This window comes from Peteryoungia algae (genome assembly GCF_030369675.1).
GTDB lineage: Bacteria > Pseudomonadota > Alphaproteobacteria > Rhizobiales > Rhizobiaceae > Allorhizobium > Allorhizobium algae.
Window position 1 is genome coordinate 830,175 of sequence record NZ_CP128477.1, and the last position, 17,649, is coordinate 847,823.

19 protein-coding genes are annotated in these 17,649 nt (G+C 60.6%); 9 read left to right on the forward strand and 10 right to left on the reverse strand.

What is annotated here, in order from left to right; all coding sequences use genetic code 11:
• Positions 1-16: 16 nt before the first annotated feature.
• The 4 genes from QTL56_RS04280 to QTL56_RS04295 all read right to left on the reverse strand — a co-directional run bounded on the left by QTL56_RS04280 (position 17) and on the right by QTL56_RS04295 (position 4,293).
• Positions 17-1,411, reverse strand: coding sequence for a serine hydrolase (locus QTL56_RS04280; protein ID WP_370660343.1), 1,395 nt, complete (start codon positions 1,409-1,411; stop codon positions 17-19).
• Between the two features lie 167 nt (positions 1,412-1,578).
• A complete protein-coding gene (locus QTL56_RS04285) occupies positions 1,579-2,373 on the reverse strand; it encodes a hypothetical protein (protein WP_245136916.1) in 795 nt (264 codons plus the stop codon).
• A 215-nt stretch (positions 2,374-2,588) separates the two neighbouring features.
• Positions 2,589-3,197 carry a transglutaminase-like cysteine peptidase gene (locus QTL56_RS04290; protein WP_229576260.1) on the reverse strand — a complete coding sequence of 203 codons (609 nt, stop codon included), beginning with the start codon at positions 3,195-3,197 and terminating at the stop codon, positions 2,589-2,591.
• A gap of 484 nt (positions 3,198-3,681) precedes the next feature.
• On the reverse strand, positions 3,682-4,293 hold the full coding sequence (locus QTL56_RS04295; protein WP_229575734.1) for a PilZ domain-containing protein: 612 nt from the start codon (positions 4,291-4,293) through the stop codon (positions 3,682-3,684).
• Between the two features lie 316 nt (positions 4,294-4,609).
• Here QTL56_RS04295 and QTL56_RS04300 point away from each other — a divergent pair, with 316 nt between their 5' ends.
• Both QTL56_RS04300 and QTL56_RS04305 read left to right on the forward strand, forming a co-directional pair.
• Positions 4,610-5,380, forward strand: a complete 771-nt coding sequence (locus tag QTL56_RS04300) for a rhomboid family intramembrane serine protease (RefSeq protein WP_245136915.1) — start codon at positions 4,610-4,612, stop codon at positions 5,378-5,380.
• 100 nt (positions 5,381-5,480) lie between these two features.
• A complete protein-coding gene (locus tag QTL56_RS04305) occupies positions 5,481-5,915 on the forward strand; it encodes a CBS domain-containing protein (RefSeq protein ID WP_229575392.1) in 435 nt (144 codons plus the stop codon).
• Between the two features lie 43 nt (positions 5,916-5,958).
• Here the strand turns inward: QTL56_RS04305 and QTL56_RS04310 are convergent, their stop codons facing one another.
• The 3 genes from QTL56_RS04310 to folE form a co-directional block, all read right to left on the reverse strand.
• Positions 5,959-6,915 carry a patatin-like phospholipase family protein gene (locus QTL56_RS04310; protein ID WP_245136914.1) on the reverse strand — a complete coding sequence of 319 codons (957 nt, stop codon included), beginning with the start codon at positions 6,913-6,915 and terminating at the stop codon, positions 5,959-5,961.
• Positions 6,916-6,996: 81 nt separating this feature from the next.
• Positions 6,997-7,449 (reverse strand): phosphoribosyl-AMP cyclohydrolase, encoded by a 453-nt coding sequence (gene hisI, locus QTL56_RS04315; protein WP_229575394.1) that lies wholly within the window; start codon positions 7,447-7,449, stop codon positions 6,997-6,999.
• 10 nt (positions 7,450-7,459) lie between these two features.
• Entirely contained in the window at positions 7,460-8,065 is a 606-nt protein-coding gene (gene folE / locus QTL56_RS04320) for a GTP cyclohydrolase I FolE (protein WP_245137192.1), read from the reverse strand.
• Between the two features lie 269 nt (positions 8,066-8,334).
• Between folE and QTL56_RS04325 the strand changes: the two genes are divergently transcribed.
• The 4 genes from QTL56_RS04325 (at position 8,335) to QTL56_RS04340 (ending at position 12,222) form a co-directional block, all read left to right on the forward strand.
• A complete protein-coding gene (locus QTL56_RS04325) occupies positions 8,335-8,781 on the forward strand; it encodes an iron-sulfur cluster assembly scaffold protein (protein WP_245136913.1) in 447 nt (148 codons plus the stop codon).
• A 2-nt stretch (positions 8,782-8,783) separates the two neighbouring features.
• Complete coding sequence (gene yidD / locus QTL56_RS04330; protein ID WP_245136912.1) at positions 8,784-9,152, forward strand: membrane protein insertion efficiency factor YidD; 369 nt, start codon at positions 8,784-8,786, stop codon at positions 9,150-9,152.
• Positions 9,153-9,284: 132 nt separating this feature from the next.
• Positions 9,285-11,282 (forward strand): threonine--tRNA ligase, encoded by a 1,998-nt coding sequence (thrS, locus tag QTL56_RS04335; protein WP_245136911.1) that lies wholly within the window; start codon positions 9,285-9,287, stop codon positions 11,280-11,282.
• A gap of 100 nt (positions 11,283-11,382) precedes the next feature.
• Positions 11,383-12,222 carry a lysophospholipid acyltransferase family protein gene (locus tag QTL56_RS04340; RefSeq protein ID WP_245136909.1) on the forward strand — a complete coding sequence of 280 codons (840 nt, stop codon included), beginning with the start codon at positions 11,383-11,385 and terminating at the stop codon, positions 12,220-12,222.
• Positions 12,223-12,226: 4 nt separating this feature from the next.
• Here the strand turns inward: QTL56_RS04340 and QTL56_RS04345 are convergent, their stop codons facing one another.
• Positions 12,227-13,180 carry an RgsD C-terminal domain-containing protein gene (locus QTL56_RS04345; protein WP_370660323.1) on the reverse strand — a complete coding sequence of 318 codons (954 nt, stop codon included), beginning with the start codon at positions 13,178-13,180 and terminating at the stop codon, positions 12,227-12,229.
• 110 nt (positions 13,181-13,290) lie between these two features.
• On the opposite strand from QTL56_RS04345, the gene QTL56_RS04350 reads away from it, so the two are divergent.
• From QTL56_RS04350 to QTL56_RS04360, 3 genes are all read left to right on the forward strand, one after another.
• The gene (locus tag QTL56_RS04350) at positions 13,291-13,875 is read left to right on the forward strand and encodes a nitroreductase family protein (protein WP_229575399.1); all 585 of its coding nucleotides are present in this window, start codon (positions 13,291-13,293) and stop codon (positions 13,873-13,875) included.
• Positions 13,875-14,483: a flavin reductase family protein gene (locus QTL56_RS04355; protein ID WP_245136908.1), complete on the forward strand. Its 609-nt coding sequence runs from the start codon at positions 13,875-13,877 to the stop codon at positions 14,481-14,483. The genes QTL56_RS04350 and QTL56_RS04355 overlap by 1 nt, the downstream gene beginning before the upstream one ends.
• 153 nt (positions 14,484-14,636) lie before the next feature.
• Positions 14,637-15,776, forward strand: a complete 1,140-nt coding sequence (locus QTL56_RS04360) for a DUF2336 domain-containing protein (RefSeq protein WP_245137190.1) — start codon at positions 14,637-14,639, stop codon at positions 15,774-15,776.
• Positions 15,777-15,781: 5 nt separating this feature from the next.
• Here QTL56_RS04360 and QTL56_RS04365 read toward each other — a convergent pair whose 3' ends face one another.
• Positions 15,782-16,384 (reverse strand): hypothetical protein, encoded by a 603-nt coding sequence (locus QTL56_RS04365; protein ID WP_245136907.1) that lies wholly within the window; start codon positions 16,382-16,384, stop codon positions 15,782-15,784.
• Positions 16,353-17,561, reverse strand: a complete 1,209-nt coding sequence (locus QTL56_RS04370; RefSeq protein ID WP_245136906.1) for an AI-2E family transporter — start codon at positions 17,559-17,561, stop codon at positions 16,353-16,355. The genes QTL56_RS04365 and QTL56_RS04370 overlap by 32 nt, the downstream gene beginning before the upstream one ends.
• Positions 17,562-17,649 lie beyond the last annotated feature (88 nt).

The following is a 17,649-nucleotide window of genomic DNA, read 5'->3' on the forward strand; positions in this document are numbered from 1 at the left end:
GTGCGGGGTGACCGTGTTACTGGGCGGCGGCCCAGCAACCGATACCCTTCTTCTTCAAGGCATTGCAGGCGTTGACTGCGTCCTTCTGGTCGTCAAATCCACCGAACCGGGCGCGGTAGATCTGCTTGGCGCCGTCGCCATAGGCAACGGTGAAGGGGGTGGCGGAACGCAATACTTTGCCGCCTTTATCCTGCGCTGTGCGCAGAAGATCCATGGCCAGATCCTTGTCCGGCGACGTGCCGATCTGGACCACCCAGCCGGAACGCGGCGCGGTGGATGCTGTGGTGACGCTGTCGATTTCTGTCGGTGTCGCGGAAGCGGCAGCGACGGACTGGGTGACATCTGCCGGCTCCACCGCTGCTCCAGAATTCGGCATGTAGGCGGGGGCGGGGTGAGGCACTGGAACAGCGTCGCGGGAACTTGCTGCAGGCGCGGTCGGCCGCATGGTTTCCAGAGCCGCACTGGCGGCATTGACTGCCGGCGAAGCAGCATAGGCCTGCGCCACGCCGTTATAACGGACACTCGGCAGAGGGCCGGTCTGCGGCAGGTTCGGCACGCCAGCGTCGCCGATGGAGGCCGTCGCCTGGGCGGGAGCCATGGACGTGTCGTTTTTCGCTATGAGTTTGCCACCACCACGCGAACTCGAGGCTTCGGGAAAGTAGCGATTGACGAGACTGGTCATCTGCGCGTTTCGGCGAGCTCCGGACGTTGCGCCGAGCACGACTGCCACGATCGATCGGCCATCGGCCTCTGCGGAGGTCGCGAGATTGTAGCCGGCAGCGCGAGTGTAACCCGTCTTGATGCCGTCGACGCCACGCACCTGGCCAAGCAGACGGTTGTGGTTTCCAATCGTCTGCTTGCCGAACCGGAAGCTGCGGGTGGAGAAATAACCGTAATACTGGGGAAAGTGCTGGCGAAGTGCGATGCTGAGCCGAGCCTGATCACGCGCAGTTGTCATTTGCGCCGTGTTCGGCAGACCATGGGCATTGCGATAGGTGGTCTTCGTCATGCCGAGACTGCGCGCCTTGGCGGTCATCATCTGAGCAAAGCGCTGCTCGGACCCCCCGACATATTCGGCAAGTGCCGTCGCAACGTCATTGGCGGAGCGCGTCACGAGTGACAGGATCGCCTGCTCGACGGTGATGCTGCGCCCCGTGCCGACACCGAGTTTCGATGGCGGCTCCTTGGCGGCATTTGCCGAGAACGGCACCTTGCTGTTGAGGGTGATGCGGCCGGCCTCCAGCGCCTCGAAGACCATATAGAGCGTCATCATCTTGGTCAGCGACGCGGGATAACGCAGGCTGTCGGCATTTTCGCTGTAGAGAACCTTGCCCGTTTTGACGTCGATGACGATCCCGGCATATTTGGGATTGGCTTGGGCCACGCTGGAGGCGGCGACCGTTGTTACGATGACCGCAACTGCTGCGACGACGAACCGACGAAGGGCGGCGGCGAAGTTGTAGCTTCCCAGAACTTTGTGCACCACGATACTCTTTAATTGCGTAATTGACGACCGGACGCTTTCCCCCAATCGCGACCATCTCTATCGACCCTACGGAATGAGCCTTACCAAGAGGTTTATGATGAACGGTCGGTTGACGCTTTGAGTGGATTTTTAGACGTCCCGCTGGAAGAGGCCGCTCTGCTATGGCTCTTCACATAGGTGCGCACGGCGTCATCAATGGCCTGCCAGTCTGGGAGCAGGCGGCTTGAAAAGCGGTAGAGAACGCTCAGGTCCTCGCCGACATGAATGTCGCGCTGGCAGTCGCTGCTTCCACCATTCTCGGGCAGTTCGGGCAGCGTGCAGCGGATTGCGTATTGTTGCCCATCGGGCAGTGTCCCCGTGAGAAGGCTCTCACCTTCATAGCCGGTCGCGCTCCGGAACGTGTGTATTTCAAGGCCACCCGGCCCCGGATCAGATCCTGGGTTGATCAAGTGTCTGTAGATGGGTTCCACCCGACCGGACATGTCCCGTGACATTGTGCTCTGGGACATCTGCAGGAAGATCAGGTTGTGTGCGAGGCTGAGGTCGTCGAACCGTCTCCGCTCTGCGCTGGAATAGCCGGTGAGTTCCGGCCATAGCAGGTAGAGATCAACACGTTCGGCGTTCCCGCCCAGACGCTGCTGTTCGAATCGGATCGTGTTGGCCGGGAGCGAGAGCTGGTCTCTCCCAATGGTGATCTCGACGATCTCGGTGCTCTCTGTATGTCCCGCAAGAGAGAGGCGCTCTCCATAGGCGCGTCCGAACCAGCTGATGGCGACCGAGGCCGCGGAGAGAAGAAGAACGGCAAGCGTCACGAGCACCAGGAAGCGCGTTGAGATCAGTGGCGCCTGTTCGTCCTCTGGTTCCAATTCGCCTGCCCCAGCCCGCATGTCGGCTCCATCCTCTGGGCGGAACGTCGTCGACGCGTTCTCGCCTAAGACAAGATTTCGGCTGGCATGGTTAATTTGCGGTTAAGGGTGGGCGCGAAGGCGTGCGACGGGCAAAAAGGAGAGCCGGTCCCGGTTGGACGGGACCGGCTCATTGGCTCCGGTCGGGGGACGGGTAGGCGGGGACAGACCGGGCCAGAAAGAAGGGGCAGCTTGGCTTATTGGGATACGCTGCCAACGGCGCCGGCGCGTCCGTCCTGGAGTTTCACCCAGCGGCTGGGTTGGCTGGACGACTGACGCTTCAGATAGGTGTATTCGGTCTCGGACCACAGCAGCACCTTGTTGCGCATGTTGTCGAGAATGAAGTCGCCGTGGTCCGTGCGGATGGTCAGAACGGCATGCCCCTCTCCATTCGGCTGCAAGACGACGGTCATCAGGAGGTCGGCTGGGTCGACACCGCGATCGATCAGCATCTTGCGCTTGAGCAGGGCAAAATCTTCGCAGTCTCCGACGCTCCTGGGATAGGCCCACCGCTCCTCGACGCCGTAGATCTCAAGGTCGGTGAGGGGGGTGATCGAGCTGTTGACGGTGTAGTTCACCTCAAGGATGCTCTTCCAGAGTGCTTCGGTCAGCTGCATCGGGCCGCTGTCGACCTGGCTTCCTGCGCATTCGCCGGCATAGGTCCGGCAGAACTCGTAGTGACCGATGGGCGGATTTGCCTTGCCTACGATCTGCATGTTGGCCGGCATGGCCGAAACCTGGAAGGCCAGTGCGCCGAGGATGGCGGCGGCCAGAGTTCCAATACCCAGAGTTTTCTTTGTTGTCATTGGTTGTCTCCTGGTGATGGAGATAGCAATGACAGGGAAAATTTGATGCGCCGCGAAGAATAGCGCTAAGATAAAAGGCGAAATAGATGAAAAGCAAAATCTATATTTAGATGTATTTGAACTGTATTTGATTCTATATTGTGGAAAACTCTCGACATTATTGATTCAAATGTGATCGATTTTGCCGGGGCCTGCTTCGACAGGATCGATAAAACATATAGAATACAAAGGCTTGGATTCCCTACGCGTATCTGCTCCCAAACCGCCGATGGCTAGCCGTCCGAGGGATCTGCAGGTGGGAGTCGAAGCGAATTCTGCGGAATGTGCTCGGCCGGCTATCGGCCTATTCCGAAATGGGGCCTTCCATGGGCTGAATCTTTTTCTGGAATTTTGTCCCGCTCTGGCACGCATTTTTTTATGCGCCATAGAAAAAGGCGCCTCGTGATTGCCACGGGCGCCTGGATCCGGACTTGTGTGGTTGAGCCTAGAGGAATTCCGTCAGGGCTTCGCGCGACTGCAGCGTCAGGAATTCGATGGCCACTCCTTCCAGGAAGTGGCGTACTACGCGCCCGCGCATATTGCCGAGACGAACGGCCGAGCCGATCGGCGGGCGGATGTCGATGTCGACGGCGGCGCCCGAGAGCGAAAGGTCCATCAGGCGGCAGGGATAGGCCTTGCCGTCTTCCAGTGTCAGTTCGGTCCGGGTCTGGCGTGGCGTGAGGCGGTCGTGGCGCCGGTCTTCCGGCAGGCCCAGTTCGTGCTTGTTGGCGATCCAGGTCAGCTGGGCTGCGAGTTTTTCACGCTTGCGGACCGTGGCGTTGATCGTGATGACAAAGCCATCCTCGGTCAGCTTCACCACAGTGCCTTCGATGCGGCCGAGGTGGTCGATATAGGCAACGATGCGCTCATTCGGGCGTGGCATGCCGGCACAGGCAAAGCGCACATCTCCCGGCGACATGTCGACGACCTTGCAGACATACTCTTCATAGCTTGCGAGCATGAGCCTGCCTTGCAGGCTGACGGCAACGCGCTGGAAGGCTCGTTGCTGTCCCGGCGAGGCGATCGTGGAGCTCTGGCTTGCCTGCGGCGAGTACATCATGAGAAATCTGTTCGTTCCTTTGTTCCTCGACAGTAGTGGGTGAGCCGTTAATATTGTGTTTGCTCTCTGCCTCGCCTTTTCACGACGGAACGCAATTCGCACCCGGGTTAAGGTTAAGAACTCGTTTCATTTGTTTCATTCGAGGAAAGCTGCCATCAAGAGTGCAGCACACGCGAAGGTAAGCCTTCGGCACCACCTCCAGTCGGCGCAACGATCTGTCTCGCGCCTGCAAGGCCACTCGGTTTCCCGGGCGGCCTTTTTTTTATCGGCCAGCTGCATTACCTCATGCAGGCAGACGAAACAGGAGTGGCCTATGCAGGACGAATCGGGATCGCGGCGCGACGAGCCCCCGCAAGGCGCAATGCCTGAACCTGCTCCAGAGCGGACCTCTTCCGACAATCCCCCGATCTTCAATTTGCCGCCCGGTATCCTCGCCGCCCTCGCTCTGGTGATCGGGATCTATGTCCTGCAGGATTTCGTGTTCTCGGAACGCACCAATCAATGGGTCGCCGTCGAGTTCGGCTTCTCTCCGGTCCGTTATCTCTACCCCCTCGGCGAACAGTCATTCGCGTGGCTCTGGACGCCGGTCTCGTATTCGCTGCTGCATGGCAGTTTTGAACATCTCGCCTTCAACAGCCTGTGGCTTGCGGCCTTCGGGACGCCTGTCTGCCGCAGGATCGGCGAAATGCGCTTCTTGTTGTTCTGGATCGTTTCCTCGGTCGCAGCAGCGGCTCTCCACGCCTTGGTCAATTGGGGTGAGCCATCACTGATGGTCGGCGCATCGGGCGTGATATCGGCGCTGATGGGGGGCGCGTGCCGGTTCGCCTTCGGTGATCGCCAGCGGGTCCACGCGCGTCTTTCGGGGCGGGAGCCGCCGCTCCTGAGCGTAGGACAGGCGTTATCGGATCGCACCGTGCGCGTTTTCATCATCGTCTGGCTGCTTGGCAATGTCGCAATCGCCTTCGGTCTGCCGATGATGGGGGCCGGTTCGGCGGCAATTGCCTGGGATGCCCATATCGGTGGCTTCCTGCTTGGCTTCTTCTGCCTTGCCTTCTTCGATCCCTATAGCCGCAAGCCGGCATGAGAGCCGCTTATTGCATTCCTCTTGAATAAAGGGCACCCTTTTCATCGGCAGTCCGCGAAGATTGGACTGCCGCCCCAGTGTTCTATGCGAGGAGGAACGCATGAGTGCATCTGCAAGAAGCATACTCGAGCAAAAGGGCCGCAACGTCATCACCATCAATCCGACGGTGACCCTGGGCGAGGCAGCCCACGTGCTTGAAGAACACAAGATCGGTGCGGTTGTCGTCGTCGGCATGGAAAACCGGATCGTTGGTATTTTCACCGAACGTGACGTGGTGCGCGCGATCGGATCGGAAGGCAAGGATGCCTTGGACCAGCCGGTATCGGCCTTCATGACCGCCAATGTCTATCGTTGCAGCGAGGAGACCGGTGTCAACGAACTCATGGAAATGATGTCGGCCCGTCGCTTCCGCCACGTGCCCGTCGAGGACAATGGCAAGCTCTGCGGCATCATCTCGATCGGTGACGTAGTGAAGTCGCGCATCCGCGAAATCGAGCAGGAGGCCGAGGACATCAAGGCCTATATCGCAGGCTAAGGGCCTGGAAATCAGCCAGGGCGAGGACCGCGCCGGGGCGCGGTCAGCGGAGCACGGCTTCCTGCATCCGCCGAATTTCGGTAACGCGGGACTTGGTTTCTTCGTAGCCTCGCTCGATCGCTTCCCCTGCGCGGTGAAACTCCGACAATCCGATGTCGTTAAGCCGCGGATGAAGCGCGAGGTCCGGCGGGTCGCCTGCGAGCCTCGCCCGTGAAATCCGGTCCTGGATGATGTTGAAGGCCTGGACCATGACGCCGGTCAGGCCGACCTTGTTTGGTGCCCGCGCCGTTTCGACATTTGCCTGGTCCGGGCTCGTGGCCTTGTGCTTGACCACCGCAGATCGACCAAACACGTCGTAGTGAAGATTGACCGCCATGACGAGCGGCTGCTCATAGGAGCGGCACACCGAGACTGGTACCGGATTGACCAGCGCGCCATCGATCAGGGTTCGATTGTTGCACCGAACCGGTTCGAAAATGCCGGGAAGGGCATAGGACGCCCGCAGGGCGGTGATCAGGCTGCCGCCGTCGATCCAGACTTCATGGCCGCTATTGAGTTCCGAAGCCACCGCCACGAAGGGTTTCGGCAACTGTTCGATCGTCAATCCCTCAAGATGCTCCTGCATGCGCTTGGTGAGCCGCATGCCGCCCAGCAGTCCGCCGCCACCAATCGTCAGGTCGAGCAGCGAGGCGATGCGACGCATGGTCAGGGACCGGGCGAAGGCTTCCAACTCATCGAGCTTTCCAGCGAGATAGCAACCGCCAACCAGGGCGCCGATCGAAGTGCCGGCAATCATGCCGACTTCGATGCCCTCCTCGTCGAGGGCGCGCAAGACGCCGATATGGGCCCAACCACGCGCGGCGCCGCCACCGAGCGCCAGGGCGACCTTGGCGCGCGTCTTCGTCTCAGGCCCGCTTGGATTGCCCGGCATGGACATGCCATCCTTCGCCGTTTGGGCAACGCTCGTTGCCGAATGTGACATCATACTCCAGTTCAGCATCTCCGAACCCCATTCGCTGAACACTCCGGACCACATTAGGACATTGTCTGCTTACGAATTCGTTATGCGTAAACCGTTTCCTCAACCGCCATAGATGTCGGACGGGTCGAAATGGCGGTGATCGTCGGCGATCGTGAGCGCCGGGCGTCCACCATCGAGTGCGGCAGAGCGAAAGAAGCAGGAGCGGCGCCCGGTGTGACAGGTGGCATCGTGGCCGGCGACCTCGACCTTCAGCCAGATTGCATCCTGATCGCAATCCACCCGGATTTCCTTGACCGATTGCAGGTTCCCCGAACTTTCGCCCTTCTTCCAGATCTTGGCTCGCGATCGGCTGTAATAGTGACCGATCCCGGTTTCCAGCGTCAGCGCAATGGCTTCGGCATTCATATGCGCCACCATCAGCAGCTCGCCATCGCGTGCATCCGTCACCACGGCCGTGACGAGGCCGTGCTCATCGAATTTCGGCGTGAAGGCGAGCCCCTCTTCCAGCTGTGCTTTGTCGGGGGAGGGCGGGTCGAAGGAAATGGATGACATCTGTATGAACTCAGCGGTTGCGGACCATGGACATGAAGCGCGCCTGTTCGGCCGCATTGTCCTTGAAGGCGCCGGTGAAGGTTGTGGTGAGGGTCGTAGAACCCGTCTTCTGGATGCCGCGCATGGCCATGCACATATGCTCGGCCTCGATGAACACCGCGACACCGCGCGGCTGCAGGCCGCCGTCGATCGCCTGAGCGATTTGTGCGGTCATGTTCTCCTGGGTCTGCAGACGTCGGGCGAAGACATCGACGACCCGGGCAATCTTGGAGAGCCCGAGGACGCGACCCTTCGGCAGATAGGCGACATGCGCCTTGCCCATCACGGGCAACATGTGGTGTTCGCAATGCGAGAAGAAGGAAATATCGCGCACCAGAACCATGTCGTCATAGCCGCCGACCTCCTCGAAGGTCCGTCCGAGAACCTCGTCAATATCGGTTTCATAGCCGGCAAAGAGTTCGGAATATGCTTTGGCGACGCGGGCCGGTGTGTCGAGCAGCCCCTCCCGCTCCGGATCGTCTCCGGCCCATAGCAGAAGCGTGCGAACAGCCTGCTCGGCTTCTTCGCGCGTCGGGCGCGGCGAATCCGCAGTCAGTTTCGTGACGATTGCGTCCATGGCCTTGGTCTCCCGGTCCCGTTCGATGCGGGTCGCTGGTTTGGCTTTGCCGGATTGTAAATGCGTAATGCGGCTCATAATGCAAGTCCGTTGTCGTGGTTTGCGGTGAGAAGATCAAAGCCTGACGGGCGGCTTGCGTTTGTCCTGAGCCCGTCCCTCCGATATAAGGAGCATTGAAATCGATATAAAGGCGGTGGCTGCGACATGATGCCGGCGGCATTGCTGTAGCCAGTCCCTATATACGGGAAAGACGCCGGAGCGGATTGACCATGGACGACATCTACAACACCAAGATTCTCGAATTTGCCGGAAACATCAGCCGCATTGGAACGCTCAGCGATGCGCAGGCGGTCTCAGAGAAGCATTCGAAGCTCTGTGGCTCTCGGGTGAAGGTCTATCTGAGGGTCGACGGCGGCATTGTCACCGATTTCGCCCACGAAGTGAAGGCGTGCGCGCTGGGTCAGGCATCGTCCGGCATCATGGCGCGCCACGTTGTCGGCGCGACTGCAGAGGAACTCCGCAAGGCAAGGCTCGACATGCTCGCCATGCTGAAAGAAGACGGCGAGGGGCCGGTCGGCCGTTTCGAAGACATGCGCTTCCTGAAGCCGGTTCGGGACTACAAGGCCCGTCACGCCTCCACCATGCTGACCTTCGATGCCGTGGTCGACTGTCTCGATCAGATCGAGCAACCGGCCATGCCCGCCGAGGCGAGCTGACCATGTGCGAAGGCCCCGATTGCGGCCATGATTCGGCCGGTCGGTCGCTTGAAAGCCGGAACTGGCAAGGGCCGTTCCGCAAGACCCCGGGCCGACTGTTTGGCATGGGGCTGATCCGTTTCTATCAGCTGACACTGTCCAGCATAGTCGGCAGTTCGTGTCGCCACATGCCGACCTGTTCGGAATACGGTTACGAGGCGATTGCCCGTCATGGCCTATGGTCGGGTGGGTGGCTGACACTGTTTCGCGTCGGCCGCTGCGGACCGGGCGGCACATGGGGCCCGGATCCGGTCCCCCCGGTGCTCGATAGCCGCTTCACCTGGTATGCGCCGTGGCGTCTCTGGAAGTTCGGCCGCAAACCAGGGGCCTGAGCCCTCTTGGCAAGGAGCAAGATCCTTTACTCAGCAGCGCTTTCGTCCTAAGGAGCGCCGGTAAATCGCGGGTTCGAACCCGCCCCTTTCACCACCCGCATTCGTTGGCGGGACTGGATCAGGAGACTTAGCATGTCCGCTTCCGTATCTCTCACTTTCCCCGATGGCTCCATTCGCGAATACGCTGCCGGCACGACCGGTGCGCAGGTTGCCGAATCAATTTCCAAGTCGCTCGCCAAGAAGGCTGTCGCGATTGCGCTCGACGGCACCGTGCGCGACCTGTCTGACCCTGTCATCGAGGGCAAGATCGAGATCGTCACCCGCACCGATCCGCGCGCATTGGAGCTCATCCGTCATGATGCGGCGCATGTCATGGCCGAGGCCGTGCAGGAGCTCTGGCCCGGTACCCAGGTGACCATCGGTCCGGTGATCGAGAACGGTTTTTACTACGACTTCGCCAAGGACGAGCCCTTCACGCCCGACGATCTGCCGAAGATCGAAAAGCGGATGAAGGAGATCATCCAGCGCAACAAGCCCTTCACCAAGGAAGTCTGGTCGCGCGACAAGGCGAGGGAGGTTTTTGCCTCCAAGGGCGAAAAGTACAAGGTCGAGCTGGTCGACGCGATCCCGGAAGACCAGGACCTCAAGATCTACTATCAGGGCGATTGGTTCGACCTCTGCCGTGGGCCGCATATGGCGTCCACCGGGCAGATCGGCATGGCCTTCAAGCTGATGAAGGTCGCCGGTGCCTATTGGCGCGGTGACAGCAACAATCCGATGCTGACCCGCATCTACGGCACGGCTTTTGCGGACCAGGAAGACCTGGATCGTTACCTGCACATTCTGGCCGAAGCCGAAAAGCGCGACCACCGCAAGCTTGGTCGCGAGATGGATCTCTTCCATTTCCAGGAAGAAGGCCCCGGCGTCGTCTTCTGGCACGGCAAGGGCTGGCGCATGTTCCAGACGCTGACCTCCTACATGCGCCGTCGGCTCGAGGGCGTCTATGAGGAAGTCAACGCACCGCAGGTGCTCGACAAGTCGCTCTGGGAAACGTCCGGTCACTGGGGCTGGTATCAGGAGAACATGTTTGCCGTGAAATCGGCGCATGCCTTCACCCATCCCGACGACCAGGAAGCCGATCAGAAGGTCTTCGCGCTGAAGCCGATGAACTGCCCGGGTCACGTGCAGATCTTCAAGCATGGCCTGAAGTCCTATCGCGAGCTGCCCGTCCGTCTCGCCGAATTCGGCAATGTCCACCGCTACGAGGCGTCCGGTGCGCTGCACGGCCTGATGCGCGTGCGCGGCTTCACCCAGGACGATGCGCATGTCTTCTGCACGGATGAGCAGATGGCGGCCGAATGCTTGCGAATCAACGACCTGATCCTCTCGGTCTACGAGGACTTCGGCTTCGGCGAGATCGTCGTGAAGCTCTCGACCCGTCCGGATAAGCGAGTCGGCACCGACGACCTCTGGGATCGCGCCGAAAGCGTCATGATGGACGTGTTGAAGCAGATCGAGGAACAGTCCGGCGGCCGCATCAAGACCGGCATTCTGCCGGGCGAGGGTGCCTTCTACGGGCCGAAGTTCGAATACACTTTGCGCGACGCGATCGGCCGAGAATGGCAGTGCGGCACGACACAGGTGGACTTCAACCTGCCGGAACGCTTTGGTGCCTTCTACATCGACGACAAGTCGGAAAAGAAGCAGCCCGTCATGATTCACCGCGCCATTTGCGGCTCGATGGAGCGCTTCCTTGGCATCCTGATCGAGAACTTCGCCGGCCATATGCCGCTCTGGTTTGCACCGCTTCAGGTCGTGGTTGCAACGATCACCTCGGATGCCGACGACTATGGTCGGGAAGTCGCAGAGCAGCTCCGTGATGCGGGCCTGCTGGTCGAGACCGACTTCCGCAACGAGAAGATCAACTACAAGGTTCGCGAGCACTCCGTGACCAAGGTGCCGGTCATCATTGTCTGCGGCAAGCGCGAGGCGGAGGAAAACACCGTCAACATCCGTCGTCTCGGTTCCCAGGAGCAGGTCTCGATGCCGCTCGTCGAAGCCGTCGCGGTACTGGCTGGTGAAGCAACGCCGCCAGACGTCAAGCGCAAGCTGGCAAAGCGCAAGGTCTGAATGGGTAGCTGTCTGGCAGTGTGTCGCAGCACTGTCAGACAGCTGTCATCGAAACGGCATATGACGGAATGATGATTCTCCGCGCGACTGGAGCCTTCTCGTGAAGTTCAAAGAACTGTCCTATGCCAATGAGCGCGACCCCAAGCTCAAGCGCTGGTTCATCCGGTCGATCGAAGGCCTCTCCGGCCGTGACCGATTTACTCGGCTTTATGAGATCTGGCGGAACGACATTGTCGGCAAGACAGACCGCGTCTTCGGCAAGATGCTGGATCTGATCGATGTTGAATTGAAGGTGACGGGCAGCTGGCCACCCGAGAACATTCCCCACGGGCCGATCGTGATCGTTGCCAATCACCCCTTTGGCATCGGCGACGGCATCGCGGTTCTCGCACTCGCCGAGCAGCTCGGACGACCCTTCCGGGTGCTGATCAACAATGAACTCCTGAAAGTGCCGGAAATGGCGCCTTATTCGCTTCCGGTGTCCTTCGAGGAGACCAAGGAAGCGCTTGCGCTCAACATGCAGACCCGCCATGAGGCACTTCGCCTTCTGAAGGAAGGTGTGACCGTGGTCATATTCCCCGCCGGGGGCGTGGCCACCGCGAAGAAGGGGTTCGGTCGCGCCGAGGACCTGCCCTGGAAGATGTTTCCGGCCAAGCTCATCCAGGCCGCCAATGCCAATGTCGTGCCTGTCTATTTCGAGGGCCAGAATGGTCGCCTCTTCCATCTCGCCAGCAGAGTCTCGCTGACGCTGCGCGTCTCGCTGCTGATCCGAGAATTCCGGCGCCTGTCCGGCTCGACGATCCAGGCGCGTGTTGGTGAAATGATTCCCTGGGAAGAGCTGAGCAGCCATGCCAACCGGAAAGACTTGCTTGCGCGGCTCTTCGGTGCGGTCTTCGACATGGCCCCTGCAGAGCGCCGGATCTTCCGCCGCGCAGCGTAAGGTCTCAGGATTTGTTGAGCATAAGCTCGACATCCATATTGGTGCCGGCCTTCACCTCGAAGTCCTTCTGGAAAATCTTGTCCTTGTTGCGGGCGACCGCAGTATACAGACCTTCCGCCAGCACCATGACAGGGAAGGCGCTGACGCTTTCCGCAACGATGTCACCGCCGGAGGTCAGGATGGACCAGGCGGTGTCGGCAATGGCTTCACCACCCTCTTCTGAGACGAGCTTGAGGCCCACCTGCGAAGCGCGGTGCTGCATCGTTGCTTCCGTCAGTTCCCCGGCATCCACGGTGATGTCCGCGCGCACCACGGCATTGATAGCTCCGTATTCTGACACGACGTGATAGGTCCCGGCATTCAGCCGGACAATCGTGTTCGGCTTGACGTCGGCCAGCACGAGGCCGCGCTCGCCGTCTTCGCGGACGTCGGTGGAATAGATGTCGAAGCTCAGCTGCTTGTCGGGAATATGCGTATCGGCACCCGAAATTGCATTGAGGGACATGCCGCCGGCGTCGAGCACGAGTACCTGGTCGGCTATGTCGCCTTCGGATGGAATGTTGAGCTTCTTGGTTGCCCCTGCGCGTCCGAACGACACATTTACGAAATAATCGCCCGGAGCCAGCTGAAAGGCAGCACTTCCGCCTTCCGCGCTTGCCAGAAGCGGGAGCTTGCCATCGACGTCAGGAATAGGACTGAAGACGCGCCAGGACAGGCCATGTTGCATCGGCTGGCCTTCATTGGTCAGCTTGGCATCCAGCTTCACGTTGCGCCCTTGGGCGGGTGTCGCGATGGTGTCCAGGCCCGGCGCCGAGAAGGCCTTCAACTTCGGCATCTTGGTCGAGCCGTTGAGTTGCTTGAACGTTTCGAAGGCTTCCTGTGCATGAAGTGTCGATGCGGCAGCCAGGGTCATGAAGAGCCCGAGCAGCAGCCGGATGAGGCCGGATTGAGGAAACATGCGATGCACTGTGTGTTGACTTCCTTCCCAATGCCGGCAACTTCAAACCGAACCGCATGGCAATTTCAAGACCTGCCGACCCTGCCAAGGCCTATGAAGGTATCAAGAAAATGAAAAAAGACTTCAAGCTGCTCGATTATCTCGCAGTCCGCCGTTCCGTGCCCGCTTTTCAGATGTGCGAGCCGGGTCCGGACAAGGCAGAAATCGAGTCGATCCTGTCGCTGGCGGTTCGTGTTCCCGATCACGGAAAACTCGCTCCCTGGCGTTTTGTCGTTTACCGCGGCGAGGAACGCGCACGCATCAGCGAGGAGCTGCTGAAACTGGCATTGGAGAAGAATCCGCAGCTTTCCGAGGAGATGATCCAGGTCGAGCGCACGCGATTTACCCGTGCGCCGGTTGTCATTGGTGTTGTCTCAACCGCCGCCCCGCATGCGAAGATCCCCGAATGGGAGCAGGTTATGTCTGCCGGGGCCGTGTGCCTCAATCTTCTGATGGCCGCCAATGCCCATGGCTATGTCTCGAACTGGCTGAGCGAGTGGTTTGCCTTCGATGAACGCGCCCATCCGCTGCTGGGCGTGCAGCATGGCGAGAAGGTCGCTGGTTTCATTCATATAGGCTCGACCGAATTCCCGATCGTCGAGCGACCGCGTCCAGCGCTTGCGGATGTCGTGTCATGGCGGGGTGGTGAGGATTGATGTTCTACGATACCGAATCGAATGCCCATGGTATGGCGCATGACCCCTTCAAGGCGATCGTCGCGCCTCGACCCATTGGCTGGATCGGCAGCAAGGGGAGCGACGGGAGCCGCAACCTGTCGCCCTACTCCTTCTTCAATGCCGTGGGCGACCGGCCGAAAATGGTGATGTTTTCGTCGAGCGGTCGCAAGGATAGTCTGCGCAATGTCGAGGAAACCGGCGTGTTTACGGCAAGCTTCGTCAGCCGCTCGCTTCTTGGCCAGATGAGCGCCTCCTCTGCCGCCGTTCCCTACGAGACGGATGAATTCGTCCTGGCGGGCCTGACCGCAACACAGGGCCAGCTGGTCGATGCGCCCTATGTCGGAGAAGCGGTCGCAGCCCTTGAATGCCGGGTGACCAAGATCTTGACCCTGCCGGACATGGAGGGCAACGAGACCGACAGTCATGCCGTCTTCGGGCAGGTGGTCGGGATCCACATTGCCGACGCCATGATCCGCGATGGACGTTTCGATCTGGCATTCGCCGAGCCGGTCATGCGGCTTGGTTACATGGACTATGCCGGGATGGGCCCCGTCTTCGAACTGAGGCGTCCGGGCCAGCCTGCCTAGGGTTAACGGCAGGGATCGGTCGTGCCGGGATCGACTTCGTGCCACCTCTCCGGACTGGTTAATGAACGTGGTGAACGTTTCTTAAACACTTTGAACCTAGTGTTTCATGGAGTGAATGCTTCGGGTGTACACAGGTGGCGAGTGGGTTCGACTTTGATCGTTGCAGCTTTTTTCAGATGGGTCGAGACAGCGAAGACGCAGGACCGGGCCCGTGCGGCAAACGCTCTGGCGCGGGCCTATCTCAAGTCTGAGATGGTGCCGGAAGAGCGGCAGTCCGCGCAGATGGCGATGACCTATCTGCTCGATGATCCATCGCCGCAGGTCCGCCTTGCACTGGCAGAGGTTCTAGCTCGCGAGGCGCGGGCGCCCCGCGCCCTGATGGTTTCGCTGGCCGAAGATCAGCCCGAGATCGCTTCGACGGTGATTCTTCACTCACCGGTTCTCTCCGATGCCGATCTCGTCGACATTGCCGGCCGTGGAACGGTCGAGACGCGCGCGCTGATTGCGGCACGCGCCGAGGTGAGCGTTGGCGTGGCGGCGGCGCTTGCTGAAATCGGCGAAGCAGCAGAGCTGGAGGTTCTCCTTGAAAATCCCGATGCGCGCTTCACGGCTTTCACGCTCCGGCGCATTGCCGAGCGTCATGGCCATTGTGAGCGCATCCGGTCGCTCCTCCTCGATCGGGACGACCTTAGCAGTGGCGTGCGTCAGCTGCTCGTGCAGTTCGTGACGGACGCCCTGGCGGGCTCGGGCCTCGTCATCGGCGCCATCGGCAGCCGGCGTATCGAGCGCATCGTACGTGAAGCTGGTCACTGCGCGACGATTGCGCTGCTGGCCGACGTCCATGGTGAGGAATTGTCGCGCCTGACCGATCAGTTGCGGATCGCGGGTCGCCTGAGCCCGGCCTTCCTGATGCATGCTCTGTGTGCAGGCCGGACGGATTTCTTTTCCGCGGCCATCGTCGCCATATCCGGCCTGGAGGAACGTCGCGTGCGTTCTATCCTCGCCACGGGCCGCTTCCACGCGGTCCGCGCACTTCTGGAATCGGCCGGTCTCGGGCGTGATGTCAGCCCGGTTTTCGTGGAAGCAGTGATGCTCTGGCGCAGCCTGATCCAATCGGCCGATTCGTTCGACCTGGAACATATCGCCCAACGGCTGGTCTTGCGGTATCGCGGCAATCACGAACTGAATGACGCTGCGCGTGCCCTGATCGACATGGTCGAACGGCTTGCCATTGCAGAAGAGCGGCGCCTGGCGCGCGACTATGCCAGTGGATTTGCGCTGGCGGCTGCCTGATCAGTTCAGGGGACGATCTTTTTGGCCACCCAGGAATAGCTGTCGGAAACCACGTGGATGGGTTTGTCGAAGATCATCTTGATCTCGGCTGTGCCCGGCAGCACCTGCCGGACCGCATCGATTGCCCTGTCTTTCAACGTTCTGTGCTGTTCTTCCGTCGGAATTTTGGTCTGCGCCTCAACGCCTGCATCCGGAAGCGTCTGATTGGATTCGGCGATCGCTTCGGCAATTTCGGGAGGTGGCGTCTGGCAGACGGCAACGGCCGTCGGATAACTGATATTCGTATAGCGCCCCAGAATTTCCTCAGATGCCGCGTCACACAGCTCAATCGAAACGAAGCGCTCTGTCGGCGTTTCGACGAATTCGCATTGGCTGACGCTGTCGTCGCATCCGAGGATCGTCATCATGATCAGGGCTGTTTTCATTCGCGGGGCTCCGGTGACAGCTGTCGGCAGTTGAGACGAAACAAAAGGATTCGAGCCAAAGCAAGGCATGCAGGCGCATAGCGTGTCTTTGCAGTAAGCCTCGCCGAAGGCGAGCGCCGGGTCGTCGACGCGCCCGGCAGCCGCGGGACTGCTACCCTGTCGACGACACCCGGCGAACGTCATCGGCGGGGTCGGTTGCAAGGTCCAGCTCACCCTGTGCCTCGATCGGATGCAGATCGTCGGACAATTCGACCTCGCGGATCCATTCGCGCCAGATCGACACCAGCAGCGCCATCAGGACGGGGCCGATGAACAGGCCGAGAAAGCCCAGGGTCTTCACGCCGCCGATAAGACCGAAGAAGGTCGGCAGGAAGGGCAGCTTGATCGGGCCGCCGACAAGCCGTGGGCGGACCGTCTTGTCGACGATGAACAGCTCGACCGCACCCCAGATGAAAAGGGCCACCCCAGGGATCGTGGCGCCACTCGCAACGAGGTAGATCGAGACGAGCGTGAAGGAGAGTGGCGCACCGCCTGGGATGAGTGCCATGACGCCGGTGATGACACCGAGCGTCACCGGGGAGGGCACACCCGCCAGCCAGTAGGCAATGCCGAGCACGATGCCTTCCCCGATCGCGATCAGTGTCATGCCGGTGACCGTGGAGCTGATCGTGGCGGGTACGACGCGCGAGATCCGCTCCCACCGGTTTGGCAGGATGCGTTCGCCGAGCAGGTCGAGTTGCCGGGAAAAACTGGCTCCGTCGCGATAGACGAAGAACAGGGCGATCAGCATGAAGAGCAGGGTCAGCAACAGATGGAAGAGCCCGTCGCCGGCGGCGATCACGGCGCGGTAGATATTGCCGATATTGGCGCCGCTGACGATCTGGATGAGCTGTCCGATCGCGCCAGGCTGGCCGATATGTTCGTTCCATTTCCCCGCCAGCCATTCACCGATGCGGGGCAGGGCCGAGATCCAGGCCGGGGGCGGCGCGCCTGTCGTATTCGCCTCGACGGCCCAGGTGATCCATTGACGGATTTCCTCGACCGCATAGGAGATCGCAATGCCGATGGGCACGATCAGGAAGGTCAGGATGAAGAGAAGCGCCAGTGTGGCGCCGAGCGTCGTGTTGCCGCCGATCCGGTCCAGCAGTCGACGGTAGAGAGGCCAGCTGGCAAAGGCGATGACCAGCGAAGCCAATACCGGCACCAGGAAACCATGAAAGAAGTAGATTGCTGCAAGGCCGATCAGCACCAGCAACCAGCGCGCCACCGAGATCGGAGTAATGAGCGCGATGCGATTGGCCGTTGCCTGACCGAGCCAGCGCGGCCCTTTCGACGGGGTCTGAGTATCAGCCTGATTCACAATCTGAAGTGTCCCGTTAGAACTGCCCTGCATATGGAGCATTCGCGGTCCGGAAACAAGCGGTGCGGCGCCGGATCATCGGCGCCCA

Excerpts from the sequence above, each read along its gene's own strand:
- QTL56_RS04285 (WP_245136916.1), bottom strand. The coding sequence starts at position 2,373 with ATGCGGGCTGGGGCAGGCGAATTGGAACCAGAGGACGAACAGGCGCCA.
- QTL56_RS04290 (WP_229576260.1), bottom strand. The coding sequence starts at position 3,197 with ATGACAACAAAGAAAACTCTGGGTATTGGAACTCTGGCCGCCGCCATC.
- QTL56_RS04295 (WP_229575734.1), bottom strand. The coding sequence starts at position 4,293 with ATGTACTCGCCGCAGGCAAGCCAGAGCTCCACGATCGCCTCGCCGGGA.
- QTL56_RS04300 (WP_245136915.1), top strand. The coding sequence starts at position 4,610 with ATGCAGGACGAATCGGGATCGCGGCGCGACGAGCCCCCGCAAGGCGCA.
- QTL56_RS04305 (WP_229575392.1), top strand. The coding sequence starts at position 5,481 with ATGAGTGCATCTGCAAGAAGCATACTCGAGCAAAAGGGCCGCAACGTC.
- QTL56_RS04310 (WP_245136914.1), bottom strand. The coding sequence starts at position 6,915 with ATGCTGAACTGGAGTATGATGTCACATTCGGCAACGAGCGTTGCCCAA.
- hisI (WP_229575394.1), bottom strand. The coding sequence starts at position 7,449 with ATGTCATCCATTTCCTTCGACCCGCCCTCCCCCGACAAAGCACAGCTG.
- folE (WP_245137192.1), bottom strand. The coding sequence starts at position 8,065 with ATGGACGCAATCGTCACGAAACTGACTGCGGATTCGCCGCGCCCGACG.
- QTL56_RS04325 (WP_245136913.1), top strand. The coding sequence starts at position 8,335 with ATGGACGACATCTACAACACCAAGATTCTCGAATTTGCCGGAAACATC.
- yidD (WP_245136912.1), top strand. The coding sequence starts at position 8,784 with ATGTGCGAAGGCCCCGATTGCGGCCATGATTCGGCCGGTCGGTCGCTT.
- thrS (WP_245136911.1), top strand. The coding sequence starts at position 9,285 with ATGTCCGCTTCCGTATCTCTCACTTTCCCCGATGGCTCCATTCGCGAA.
- QTL56_RS04345 (WP_370660323.1), bottom strand. The coding sequence starts at position 13,180 with ATGTTTCCTCAATCCGGCCTCATCCGGCTGCTGCTCGGGCTCTTCATG.
- QTL56_RS04350 (WP_229575399.1), top strand. The coding sequence starts at position 13,291 with ATGAAAAAAGACTTCAAGCTGCTCGATTATCTCGCAGTCCGCCGTTCC.
- QTL56_RS04355 (WP_245136908.1), top strand. The coding sequence starts at position 13,875 with ATGTTCTACGATACCGAATCGAATGCCCATGGTATGGCGCATGACCCC.
- QTL56_RS04365 (WP_245136907.1), bottom strand. The coding sequence starts at position 16,384 with ATGACGTTCGCCGGGTGTCGTCGACAGGGTAGCAGTCCCGCGGCTGCC.